The organism is Halomonas caseinilytica (genome assembly GCF_001662285.1).
Classification (GTDB): Bacteria; Pseudomonadota; Gammaproteobacteria; order Pseudomonadales; family Halomonadaceae; genus Halomonas; species Halomonas caseinilytica.
Genome location: NZ_BDEO01000006.1, coordinates 198,177 through 210,403 on the forward strand (window position 1 = coordinate 198,177; position 12,227 = coordinate 210,403).

10 protein-coding genes are annotated in these 12,227 nt (G+C 62.7%); 7 read left to right on the forward strand and 3 right to left on the reverse strand.

Translation table 11 applies throughout. The features are described from left to right. Window positions 1-139 precede the first annotated feature (139 nt). The 7 genes from kdgD (at window position 140) to HSDC_RS07200 (ending at window position 8,849) form a co-directional block, all read left to right on the forward strand. The gene (gene kdgD, locus HSDC_RS07170; protein WP_064699254.1) at window positions 140-1,057 is read left to right on the forward strand and encodes a 5-dehydro-4-deoxyglucarate dehydratase; all 918 of its coding nucleotides are present in this window, start codon (window positions 140-142) and stop codon (window positions 1,055-1,057) included. A gap of 47 nt (window positions 1,058-1,104) precedes the next feature. Then, on the forward strand, window positions 1,105-2,154 hold the full coding sequence (locus HSDC_RS07175; protein WP_064699255.1) for a hypothetical protein: 1,050 nt from the start codon (window positions 1,105-1,107) through the stop codon (window positions 2,152-2,154). Between the two features lie 129 nt (window positions 2,155-2,283). Beyond that, the gene (locus HSDC_RS07180) at window positions 2,284-2,703 is read left to right on the forward strand and encodes a tripartite tricarboxylate transporter TctB family protein (RefSeq protein ID WP_244534449.1); all 420 of its coding nucleotides are present in this window, start codon (window positions 2,284-2,286) and stop codon (window positions 2,701-2,703) included. Between the two features lie 13 nt (window positions 2,704-2,716). Further along, window positions 2,717-4,225, forward strand: coding sequence for a tripartite tricarboxylate transporter permease (locus HSDC_RS07185; RefSeq protein ID WP_064699257.1), 1,509 nt, complete (start codon window positions 2,717-2,719; stop codon window positions 4,223-4,225). After that, on the forward strand, window positions 4,225-5,793 hold the full coding sequence (gene garD, locus HSDC_RS07190) for a galactarate dehydratase (RefSeq protein ID WP_064699258.1): 1,569 nt from the start codon (window positions 4,225-4,227) through the stop codon (window positions 5,791-5,793). The genes HSDC_RS07185 and garD overlap by 1 nt, the downstream gene beginning before the upstream one ends. A 43-nt stretch (window positions 5,794-5,836) precedes the next feature. Beyond that, window positions 5,837-7,162 carry an enolase C-terminal domain-like protein gene (locus HSDC_RS07195; RefSeq protein ID WP_064699259.1) on the forward strand — a complete coding sequence of 442 codons (1,326 nt, stop codon included), beginning with the start codon at window positions 5,837-5,839 and terminating at the stop codon, window positions 7,160-7,162. 109 nt (window positions 7,163-7,271) lie between these two features. Continuing rightward, window positions 7,272-8,849 carry an aldehyde dehydrogenase (NADP(+)) gene (locus HSDC_RS07200; protein WP_064699260.1) on the forward strand — a complete coding sequence of 526 codons (1,578 nt, stop codon included), beginning with the start codon at window positions 7,272-7,274 and terminating at the stop codon, window positions 8,847-8,849. 118 nt (window positions 8,850-8,967) lie between these two features. Here the strand turns inward: HSDC_RS07200 and uxaC are convergent, their stop codons facing one another. From uxaC to HSDC_RS07215, 3 genes are read right to left on the reverse strand one after another with little or no spacing between them, the layout of a single operon-like run. Beyond that, window positions 8,968-10,389, reverse strand: a complete 1,422-nt coding sequence (uxaC, locus tag HSDC_RS07205) for a glucuronate isomerase (protein ID WP_064699261.1) — start codon at window positions 10,387-10,389, stop codon at window positions 8,968-8,970. A gap of 4 nt (window positions 10,390-10,393) precedes the next feature. Beyond that, window positions 10,394-11,683: a TRAP transporter large permease gene (locus HSDC_RS07210; RefSeq protein WP_064699262.1), complete on the reverse strand. Its 1,290-nt coding sequence runs from the start codon at window positions 11,681-11,683 to the stop codon at window positions 10,394-10,396. Continuing rightward, window positions 11,680-12,171 (reverse strand): TRAP transporter small permease, encoded by a 492-nt coding sequence (locus tag HSDC_RS07215; protein ID WP_064699263.1) that lies wholly within the window; start codon window positions 12,169-12,171, stop codon window positions 11,680-11,682. The genes HSDC_RS07210 and HSDC_RS07215 overlap by 4 nt, the downstream gene beginning before the upstream one ends. Window positions 12,172-12,227 lie beyond the last annotated feature (56 nt).

Consider the following 12,227-nt stretch of genomic DNA (forward strand, 5'->3'; position numbering starts at 1 on the left):
GCTAAAACTTTAGTTCAATTTTACCATGCGGGCGCTTGTCAGTCATCGATGGGCCGTTTAGCTTGTCATTCATATGATGTATTACATTAAGTGGCGTAAGGCTTCATGTCATCGCGAGACATAACAAGGGGACGAACAAGTGCGTTTTACACATGACGATGTCAAAAAAGCGATCAGTGATGGACTGCTGTCCTTCCCGGTGACCGATTTCGACACCGAGGGACGTTTCGATGCCGAGAGCTATCGGCAGCGTCTGGAATGGTTCATCAGCCACGAGATCTCGGCGGTGTTCGTTGCCGGGGGGACCGGGGAGTTCTTCAACCTCTCCCAGGATGAGTTCCGCGAGGTCGTGCGCCTGGCGGTGCAGGTGGTCGACGGCAAGTTGCCGGTAATCGCCAGTGCGGGCCTGAGCGTGGCCACGGGCAGTGCCTTTGCGAAGATCGCCGAGGAAGAGGGCGCCGATGGCATCCTGCTGATGCCGCCGTACCTGACCGAATGTCCCCAGGATGGACTGGTGGAATATGCGCGTCAGATCTGCGATTCCACCTCCATCAGCGTGATCTACTACAACCGTGGCAACGGCGTGATGACGCCCTCATCGGTCAAGCGCCTGGCCGAGGCCTGCCCTAACCTGGTGGGGCTAAAGGATGGCAAGGGCGACATGCAGGCCTTGAACCGCATCATCAAGAGCGTTGGCGAGCGCCTGGCCTACGTGGGCGGCGTGCCCACCGCGGAGATCATGGCCGAAGCGTATCTGGCCGTTGGCGTGAACACCTATTCCAGCGCTGTCTTCAACTTCGTGCCGGACATGGCGGTGACCTTCTACAAGGCGCTGCGGGCCGGCGACAGCGACACGGTGCGACGCATCTCTCGGGAGTTCTTCCTGCCGTTCGTCGACCTGCGCGACAACAAGTCCGGCTATGCGGTCAGCCTGATCAAGGCCGGCACCGAGATCATCGGGCGTCCCGCCGGTAGCGTTCGCGCGCCGCTGGAGATGCCGAATGCCGATGAGCGGGTGCAGTTGGAAACTCTGGTCGAGAAAGCCAAGCGTTTCTGATCCCGTCTTTCACCCATACCCAATAATGACAGTGAAGAGGTGATCCAATGAGCATGCCCAGCATCATCAAGACACTGGGAACCTCCGTGATGGTGGCCGGCATGGCCTTCGGCAGCTCCGCCGTTGCCGCCGATGCCCAGCTACCCGGTAATGTTCGCGTGGTGATCGGTTCGACCTCGACCGGAGGCGATACCTATCAGAACTCCAGCATCGTCGCCGATGCCCTGGCCGAGCATCTCGACATCAACATGAAGGTGGACGCCGTCGGGGCGAGCTCCGCCTTCCGCTTCCTGGATCGCGATCCGCGTGGCAACACCCTGATGATCTTCCACGATCAGTCCTACCTCGGCCACCTGTACGGTGTCCAGGGGTATGACGACATCTTCGAGAAATACACCATCGGCCCGACCGTTGCCATCAATCCGGGCAACGCCTATCTGGTACCCAAGGATTCGCCCTACCAGACCCTGAACGATGTGATCGAAGCGGTCGGCAATGGCGAGGAGGTGCGCGTTGCCATCCAGCCCGGCGGTGTGTCCGAGATTGGCTTCAGCGCCTTGAAGAACGCCATCTCGCTTGAGCATCCGGGCATGGAGGACAATCTGGTAGCCGTCAATACTGGCTCCCAGGCCGACAAGAACCAGCAGCTCTTCAACGATCAGGCCGACATGATCAACGGCACCGTGCAGGCCAACGAACAGTACACTCGCCTGCCGGAAGACGATCAGAAGGCCATGCGCTTCCTGTGGCTGACCGCACGCCAGGGCACCATCGAGCAGGCGCCGGAAGACGGCCTCGGGCAAACGAGCCGCGAGCAATTGCTGCAGTACGTTGCGCCCAATGTCTCCGTGCCCATGGGCAATGGCGACGACTTCACCTTCGATAAGGAATTCTTCTTCCTTTACAACAAGGACATGGATCAGGCCATCGTCGATCAGATCGACCAGGCGCTCACCGAGATCTATGACGAGGGTGAGATTCAGCAGACCCAGAAGACGTCTTTCTTCATTCCCAATTTCAAGCCGTCCGATGAGGCCGCCGAGTATCTGGAAACCAAAATGTCCGTCTACGAGGACATCATCACCAACATCCAGTGAGGCAAGATCGCCGGCGGGAAGCCTCCCGCCGGCTCTCGCGGCTGCTGCTTCATCCTTTGTAACGATTGAAAGGCCAACCTGACGAGAGCCTTCACCGGAGCCGCCATGGAATCAGGACTGTCATCCCTGTTGAGCGTCTCGATCGATTTCGAGACCTCCCATCTGTTCTTCCCCCACATCATTCACTGGGTGCTGGGCGTTCTCTTTGCCCTGGTCCTGGTGTTCAACGTGGTTCCCTTCCTCGCCGCTGTCAGGCGGGGGGAGCGGTCGCTGCCGATCCTGGGCGAATCCATGGACAAGTTTCGCTTTTTCGGAACCCTGGTGCTGATCGTCGCCTATTTCCAAACGATGTCGATGGTCGGCAACTTCTTTCCCTACACAGGCTACGGCTTTCTGTTCGTGTCGATGGTCTTCCTGTTCTTGATGTCGCTGATGTACATGCACACCAGAACCAGGCGCAAGGTCCTCACGGCCGCCATCAACGCGCTCGTGGCACCGACGCTGGCGTGGTTCATCCTCGCCAGGCTGTTCCAGATAACCCTGCCGTAGCGGAGTCACTTCCATGCTCGATATCCTGTCGCTACTCGATATCACTTTCTTCCTGTTGGCGGCCCTGGGCGCCCTGGTCGGGATCATCTTCGGGGCCATCCCGGGGATGACCGCCACCATGGCCGTCGCCGTGTGTCTGCCGTTGACCTATGCACTCGGCCTCAATCACGGGTTGGCGCTACTGCTGGGGCTTTACGTGGGGGGCATTTCCGGTGGCATGGTGCCGGCAGTGTTGCTCAACATTCCCGGCACGCCATCGTCGATCACCACCACTTTCGACGGCTTTCCCATGGCCCAGAAAGGTGAGGGCGAACGTGCCCTGCGGGTCTGCGTGGTAGCGTCGGTGATCGGTGGCCTCATCAGCGCCATCGTGCTGTTCCTGTTCGCGCCGCTGCTGGCCGAGTTCTCGATCAAGTTCTCCTACGTCGAGAAGTTCCTGATCATCCTGCTGGCGCTGACCGTCATCGCGTCCATGTCGCGCAACATGCTGGTTGGCATCTTCAGCGGCGTGATCGGCATCTGGCTGAGCCTGATCGGCACCTACAGCATCTCCGATGGTGGCAATGGCAAGACACGCCTGATGTTCGACTTCCTCGAGCCCTACCTGTTCGAAGGCTTCTCCCTGCTGCCGGTGCTGATCGGTATCTTCGGTATCGCCACCATCCTGCTCGAGGCCGAGGAGGGGATAAAGAGTGGTCTGGCCAGCCAGAATATCAAGTTCGGCAAGGGCGGCGGTTTCTCCTTCGGCATCTTCAGGGGCCGGCTGACCAATCTGGTGCGTTCTTCCTTCATCGGTACCTTCGTCGGCATGTTGCCGGGGGTCGGCGGCAGCGCCGCCTCGGTACTGGCCTATACCCAGGAGAAGAACCTGTCCCGCGATTCCAGCGAGATGGGCAAGGGCGCCCCCCAAGGGCTGATGGCCTCCGAGTCGGCCAATAATGCCCTGACCGGCGGTGCTCTGATTCCGCTGCTGTCGCTGGGTATCCCCGGCGATTCCACCACCGCGGTGCTGATCGGCGCCTTCACTCTGCAAGGCATCCAGGTCGGGCCGCTATTCATCCCGGAGAACGCCGACACCTGGTACGTGATGATGACCGCCCTGGTGTTCGCCAACATCGTGATGTTCTTTTTGATGTTCTATGCCATCAAGCACATTGCCAAGGTGGTGCTGGTGCCCAAGTACATCCTCTATCCGATCATCGTGATGATGTGTGTGGTCGGTGCCTACGCCATCAACTACGGCATCATGTTCGATGTCTGGACGCTGCTGATCTTCGGCGTGCTGGGCTATCTGATCCAGAAGGTCGGGCTCGAGGTCGCTCCCTTGATAATCGGCTTCATCCTCGGTGGCCAAGCGGAGGTCTACTTCGTGAAGAGTCTGGAGTCAGCCGGCAGCTATGGCATCTTCTTCACCAAGAGCCCCATTGCCCTGGTGCTCTGGGGGCTGATCGCCGCCTCTGTGATCTTCTCGGTGGTGATGGGCTTGAAGAGCCAGGCCAAGCGTCAGGTGGAGGCGTCCTGATGAGTATGTCGACGCAGGCGCCGCGGGTGATCCGTATTCACCCTCGTGACAATGTCGCCGTGGTCGTCGGCCGGGGAGGCCTGACCGTCGGCGAGCGACTCGATGATGGTGTCGAGCTCCAGGCCAATGTGCCCCAGGGGCACAAGGTGGCGCTGGTGGCGCTGGCGGAGGGGGACAAGGTGATCCGCTACGGTGAGGTCATCGGCACGGCTGCCATGGCCATCCCTCGGGGCGGTCACGTCAACGAGTCCAATCTGCACATGCCCACGCCGCCGGCGCTGGAGGACCTGCCGCTGGCGACGCGCCCGGCGCCGTCGACGGAGCCGCTGGAAGGTTACACCTTCGAGGGATTTCGCAATGCCGATGGGAGCGTGGGTACCAAGAACGTGCTCGGTATCACCACCAGCGTGCAGTGCGTGGCGGGCACCGTCGATCATGTGGTGCAGCGCATCAAGCGCGAGCTGCTGCCACGCTTTCCCAATGTCGACGATGTGGTGGGGCTCAATCACAGCTATGGCTGCGGCGTGGCGATCAATGCGCCGGCGTCGGTAGTCCCGATCCGTTCGCTCAAGAACCTGGCGATGAATCCCAATTTCGGCAATGAGGTGATGGTCATCGGGTTGGGCTGCGAGAAGTTGCAGCCCTCGACCCTGGTCGAAGATCAGCCGGTCAGGATCTACGAGCACACCGACGCCGCCGATTCCGGGGCCAACGTGCTGAGCCTGCAGGACGAGTCCTTCGAAGGCTTCGGTGAGATGGTCGACGGCATCATGGCCATGGCCGAGCGTCACCTGGAGCGCCTCGATCGTCGCCGCCGCGAGACCTGTCCCGTCACTGACCTGGCAGTAGGCATGCAATGTGGCGGCAGCGATGCCTTCTCGGGGCTGACGGCCAATCCGGCGGTCGGATTCGCCACTGACCTGATCGTGCGTGCCGGGGGCAGTGTCATGTTCTCCGAGGTCACCGAGGTACGTGATGCCATCCATCTGCTGACGCCGCGCGCCGTGGATCGTTCGGTCGGCCAGGCGCTGATCGATCAGATGGCCTGGTACGACGACTACCTGTCCCAGGGCCAGGCGGATCGCAGTGCCAACACCTCGCCCGGCAACAAGAAGGGCGGGCTGTCCAATATCGTCGAGAAGGCGCTGGGGTCGGTGATCAAGTCCGGCAACTCGCCGATCGTCGATGTCATCGGCCCCGGCGAACGACTTCGCAAGCGCGGTCTTACCTTCGCCGCCACCCCGGCCAGCGACTTCATCTGTGGCACCCTGCAGGCCGCCGCGGGCATGAACCTGCAGGTCTTCACCACCGGGCGCGGCACGCCTTACAACCTGCCGATGACGCCCGTCATCAAGGTTTCCAGCAATTCCACGCTGGGACAGCGCTGGCACGACCTGATCGATCTCGATGCCGGACGAATCGCGACCGGCGAGGCGTCCATCGAGGAAATGGGGTGGGAACTGTTCCACCTGATCCTGGAGGTCGCCAGCGGCCGCCGCCAAGTCGCCGCCGACCGGCTGGACCTGTACAACGATCTGGTGCTGTTCAACCCGGCGCCGGTGACCTGATTCCCTTTCGTTGGTGCTTTCGATTATGACCAGAGGCAATGCCATGTTTCCCAAGATCACCAAGATGAACATCGTGCCGGTCGCCGGCGAGGACGGCTTTTTGCTGAACCTGAGCGGCGGCCACGCGCCCTGGTTCATCCGTTGTGTGCTGGTGCTGGAAGACGAGTCCGGCAACCGTGGCGTTGGCGAGATCCCCTCCAGCGAAGGCATCCTGAAAGGACTGGAAAAGTGCCGCGAGCTGGTGGACGGTGCGCGAGTCAACGAGGTCAAGCAGGTGCTGAGCCGGGCCCGCGACCTGCTGGCTCAAGGCGGCCCCGAGGAACGCGGACGCCAGACCTTCGACTTGCGGGTGGCCGTGCATGTCATCACCGCCATCGAGTCGGCATTGTTCGACCTCTTCGGCCAGGCGCTGGGCATGCCGGTGGCAGATCTGCTGGGCCAGTACGGTCGCCAGCGCGATGAGGTCGAGGCACTCGGTTACCTGTTCCTGCTTGGTGATCCAGACAAGACCGACCTGCCGTATCCGCGTGTCGCCGATCCCGTCGATGCCTGGGATGAGGTGCGCTACCGCGAAGCCATGACGCCCGAGGCCGTCTCCAACCTGGCCAAGGCCGCCTACGAGCGCTATGGCTTCCGTGATTTCAAGCTCAAGGGCGGTGTGCTGCGCGGCGAAGAAGAGGCCGATTGCATCCGCGCGCTCCACGAGGCCTTCCCTGAAGCCCGCCTGACACTGGACCCCAATGGTGCGTGGACGCTGGACGAGGCGGTGCGCGTGCTGGAGCCGATCAAGCACCTGCTCAGCTACGCTGAGGATCCTTGCGGCCAGGAAGGTGGCTTTTCCGGCCGCGAGACCATGGCGGAATTCAAGAAGCGTACCGGGCTGCCTACCGCCACCAACATGATCGCCACCGACTACAAGCAACTGCAGCTTGCGGTGCAACTCAACGCGGTGGATATCCCGCTGGCCGACTGCCACTTCTGGACCATGCAGGGCGCCGTGGCCGTCGGCGAGCTATGCCACGAGTGGGGCATGACCTGGGGGTCGCACAGCAACAACCACTTCGACATCTCGCTGGCGATGATGACCCATGTGGCGGCGGCTTGCCCGGGTGAGATCACGGCCATCGATACCCACTGGATCTGGCAGGACGGTCAGCGCATCACCACCGATCCCTTTCAGATTCGCGACGGCAAGCTCCAGGTGCCGTCCTCGCCGGGGCTTGGTGTCGAGCTGGATGACGACAAGCTCATGGAGGCTCACGAAAAATACAAGCGCCTCGATGTCACCCAGCGCGACGACGCCATGGCCATGCAATATCTGATCAAGGGCTGGGAGTTCGATCCCAAGCGCCCGGCGCTGGTGCGCTGAAGTCGCCTCACGCCATCCGGCGGATCGGATGAACATCCACCGCCGGGCTCACTACCGGTGGTATGGCCATGCCGGCGATATCACCGCTTCCCGCGACAGGAGAAAGATGATGACACTCGAAGGCAAGCAACTGATTGGTGCCCAGGCCGTCTCGGCCGATGGCGCTGTGATCCAGGCAGTGAATCCCGCCACCAACGAGCGTCTCGACCCGGGCTATTCCGCCGGTGGCAAGGCCGAAGTCGAGCGGGCCTGCGAACTGGCCTGGGCGGCCTTTGATACCTATCGCGAGACCGGCCTCGAAGCCCGCGCGACCTTCCTCGAAACCATTGCCGATGAGATCGAGGCCATCGGCGAGCCGCTGATCGAGCGTGCCGTGGCGGAATCGGGGCTGCCGCAAGCGCGCCTCCAGGGCGAGCGGGGCCGGACGTGTGGCCAACTGCGCCTGTTCGCCAATGTCGTGCGTGCCGGCGAATGGCTCGACGTGCGCATCGACCCGGCATTGCCGGACCGCCAACCGATGCCGCGGGTCGACCTGCGCCAGCGCCACGTTGCCCTGGGCCCTGTCGCGGTGTTCGGTGCCTCGAACTTTCCGCTGGCGTTCTCGGTGGCCGGTGGCGATACCGCCTCGGCGCTGGCCGCCGGTTGCCCGGTGGTGGTCAAGGCTCATTCCGCGCATCCGGGGACTTCCGAGCTGGTCGGCCGTGCCATTCAGCGCGCGGTGCAGAAGTGCGAGCTGCCGGAAGGCGTCTTCTCCCTGCTGTATGGCTCCGGGCGCGAAGTGGGGCAGGGCTTGGTGAAGGATTCCCGCATCAAGGCCGTGGGCTTCACTGGTTCGCGTTCCGGCGGCACCGCGCTGATGGCCGCCGCCCAGGCGCGTCCCGAGCCGATCCCGGTCTATGCCGAAATGAGCTCGATCAACCCCGTGTTCCTGCTGCCTGAAGCGCTGAAATCCCGGGCCGCGGCGCTGGGTGAGGCCTTCGTCGGCTCGCTGACCATGGGCGCCGGCCAGTTCTGCACCAACCCCGGCCTGGTCATCGCCGAAAAAAGCGAGGGCCTCGATGCCTTCGTGGCGGCTGCCGGCGAGGCAGTGAAGGGGGCGGCGGCCCAGACCATGCTCACCCCGGGGATTCATGACGCCTACAGCAAGGGGGTCGATAGCCTGGTGGCCAGCGACAAGGCTCGCGAGGTGGCTCGGGGACCTGCCGGTAACGGTCCCAATGCCTGTCAGGCCGGGCTGTTCGTGGCCTCCGCCGAGGACTTCCTGACCGACGAGGCCCTGCAGGCCGAGGTCTTCGGTGCCACCTCGCTGGTCGTCGAGTGTGCCGATCAGGACGAGGTCAAGCGCGTGGCAGAACACCTGGAAGGTCAGCTGACCGCCACCCTGCAGATGGATGACGCCGATGCCGAAACGGCCCGTGGCCTGCTGCCGATCCTCGAGCGCCGCGCCGGCCGCGTGATGGCCAATGGCTGGCCCACCGGGGTCGAGGTGTGCCACGCCATGGTCCATGGCGGCCCGTATCCGGCCACCTCGGACAGCCGTACCACCTCGGTGGGCAGTGCCGCCATCCACCGCTTCCTGCGTCCGGTGTGCTACCAGAACCTGCCCGAGGCCCTGTTGCCCGAGGCGCTCAAGGACGGCAACCCGGCCGGCGTCAGCCGTCTGGTCGATGGCAAGCGCGAAGCCTGAGAGCCAGACATTCAACTTGGCAAGCAGTCAGCATTGGGCGGCCTTCGGGCCGCCTTTTTTATGCGTCTGTCTGATGGAATCTTCTGGGGAATGTCGTTCTGTTTTCATGAACGTTCTTTCAGCGCTCGAAGAGGTAACGCTGGACGTTGTCGTAGCAGACCGCGCGTACCAGCTCGCCAACTCGATCGAGGTCATTGGGCAACTCGCCTCTCACCATCTGCTGGCCGAGCATCTGGCAGAAGATGCGACGGAAGTAGTCGTGGCGGGAGAAGGACAGCAGGCTTCGCGAATCGGTGAGCATACCCACGAAATGGCGCAATAGTCCGAACTGCATCTGGGTGGTGAGCTGACGCTCCATGCCGTCACGCTGGTCGTTGAACCACCAGGCCGCGCCGAACTGTACCTTGCCGGGAATGCCATCGCTTCGGAAGCTTCCGGCAAGGCTGGCGAGCAGCTCGTTGTCGCGTGGGTTGAGGTTGTACAGTACGGTCCTGGGCAGTACTTGGTTGCGGTCGAGAGCGTCGAGCAGCGCGGCCAGGGGTTCACCGTAGGTCGCGTCGCCGATCGCGTCGAAGCCACTGTTGGGGCCGATTTCGGCCAGCCCCCGTTGGCTGACGTTACGGTGCGCGCCCAGATGCAACTGCATGACCCAACCACGCTCGGCGTATTGCTGGCCCAGCCAGAGCAGTAGAGCCGTGGTGAAACCTGCCGCCTGTTCGGCGTCGAGGGCATCGCCTCGGCGCCGGCGCTCGAGCTGTCGGTCCAGTTCGGCGGTGGGTGGCGGCGCGGCGAAGGCTGGTTTCTCGAGGCTATGGTCGGAGAGGCAACAGCCGTGGGCGGCGAAGTGATCGAGCCGTTGATGCAGGGCGGCAAGAAGGTCGTCGTAGCGATGGATGGCCACGCCACTGGCCGCTTCGAGAGCCTCCAGATAATCAACGAATCCGGGCTGCTCGATCTTGAGCACGGTATCGGGCCTGAAGGTCGGCAGCATGGCCACCTGAGCATCTCCCTGGGCATGGCGTCGGTGAAGCGCCAGATCGTCGCAGGGATCGTCGGTGGTACAGACAGTACGTACGTCGAAGCTGTCGAGAATACCTTGAGCGCGCAGCGCTGGCGTCGCCAGCCGCTCTTGGCTACGGGTCCAGATCTCTTCGGCGGTGTCCGGTGAGAGGAGGGTATTCTCGATACCGAGGGGGTGGCGCAGCTCGAGGTGCGTCCAGTGATAGAGGGGATTACCCAGACAGTCGGGCACCGTCTCGGCCCAGGCCTGGAAGCGTTCGCGGTCGCTGGCGTTGCCGGTAATGCGGTGCTCATCGATGCCCGCAGCGCGCATTGCTCGCCACTTGTAGTGATCGCCGTGCAGCCACAGTTGGGCCAGGTTGTCGAATTGCCGGTTGTCGGCGATTTCCTGGGGACTCAGGTGCGAGTGATAGTCGCAGATTGGCATGACGGCTGCGTGGTCATGATAGAGCCGTCGGGCGGCTTCGGATTCCAGCAGGAAGTCCGGCCCCATGAAATCCAGCTTGTCAGTAAGACTCATGACGTCATCCCATCAAGTAGTTGGGTAGGAAGAGCACGATATCGGGGAATAATATGATGCCGAGCACTACCGCGAAGACGGCGATAGCGAAGGGCACCATCTCCCGGCTGTAGGCGGTGAAGGGGCAGCGCAGGATGCCGCAGACGGTGTACATGGAAATCCCCACGGGTGGGGTCATGCCACCGAAGGTCACCAGCGTCATCATCAGCAGGCCAAAATGGACGGGATCGACGCCGGCCGCTTCGATGACGGGAACCAGGATCGGGGTCAGAAGCATGACCACCACCGTCGCTTCGAGCAGCATGCCGAGGAAGATCAGCAATACCGCCAGGGTCAGCAATAGTGCGGTCGGGCTGGCAAAGACGCCCAGGGTCAGTTCGGCGATGGTCTGAGGCACGCGCTCGAAGGACACCACATAACCGATGACCCCGGAGAACATGATGATCAGCATGATCATGCCGATGTCCCGGACACTGGCGCGCATTGACTCGATGATCTCCTTCACGCCCATCTCGCGATGGATCAGGCAGCCCACCACCAAGGCATAGACCACGGCGAAGGCTCCGGCCTCGGAAGGCGTGAACAGGCCATAGCGGATCCCGACCAGCAGCCACACCGGGAACAATAGCGCCCAGATGCTGCCGCGGGCGGCGCTCAGCACTTCACCGAACCGTGGGGGACGCTCTCGGACCGGAACATAGCCGCGCTTTCTGGCCATGATGCCAGTGGTGATCATCAGCGCGATCATCAGCAGCACGCCGGGCACGATGCCGGCGATGAACAGCCGGCCGATCGATACCTCGCCGAGGTAGCCGTAGAGGATCAAGCCGATGCTTGGCGGAATGGTGGCAGTGATCAGCCCCCCGATGGAGAGAACAGCCCCGGCGAAGCCGGGTGTATAGCCATCCTTGATCATTCCTCGACCCAGCACCCGGGACTGCATGGCGGCATCGGCCACTGCCGAGCCGGAGACGCCCCCCATCAGCGTACTCAGCACCAGGCTGGCCTGGGCCAGGCCGCCGCTCATCCAGCCTGCCAGGAGCGTCGACAGACGTAGCAGTCGTGGTGTGATGCCGCTGGCATTCATCAGGTGGCCGATGAAGATGAATAATGGCACTGCCAGAAGAGGGAAAGACTGGGTGGCCGAGACGATCCGCTGAGGTCCGATGTTCACCGGCAGGAAGGTCTCGGGCATCAGGAAATAAAGAAAGCCTGCGATGCCGATCGCGAAGGCGACGGGCATGCCGATGGCCATCAGAAGCAGTCCGAGTCCGAGCAACAGGGCAGTCGTCATAGGGTTTCCTCCGCGACGTCATCGTCGGGGTCGAGGCTCTTCAGGATGCCCTTGTCGAGCACGCGGCGAATCAGCGAAATGAACATCAGCACAGCGCCCACCGGCAGGGCGAGGGTGACATAGCCATAGCTCAACCCGGCCACCCCCATGGGACGCTGCCAGTTCGAGATCGCCAGCGGGAAGCCATGCCATGCCAGCAGGCCCAGAAAGCTCAGCATCAGCAACAGGCAGGTGACGGTTACGCCTCGCTGCATCATGACCGGCATACGCACGGTGAGCGCGTCGATACGCACCTGGCCGCCGCGCCGCAGGGTGATGTCGGCTCCCAGCACAGCCGTCCAGATGAACAGGAACTGGGCCAGCTCGGCCCCTCCGCTGAAGGGATGACCTATCGCCCGCATGGTGGCGCTGGCCAGAATGACGAGAGCCGTTGCTCCGAGCAGGGTGATGGCCAAGGCGTCTTCGATTCGATCGAACCAGCGCCACATGGAGACTCCTCGAGCCTTGCCGGCGGCTCGCTTGCCGCGGGTTGGGGAGAGGGAGG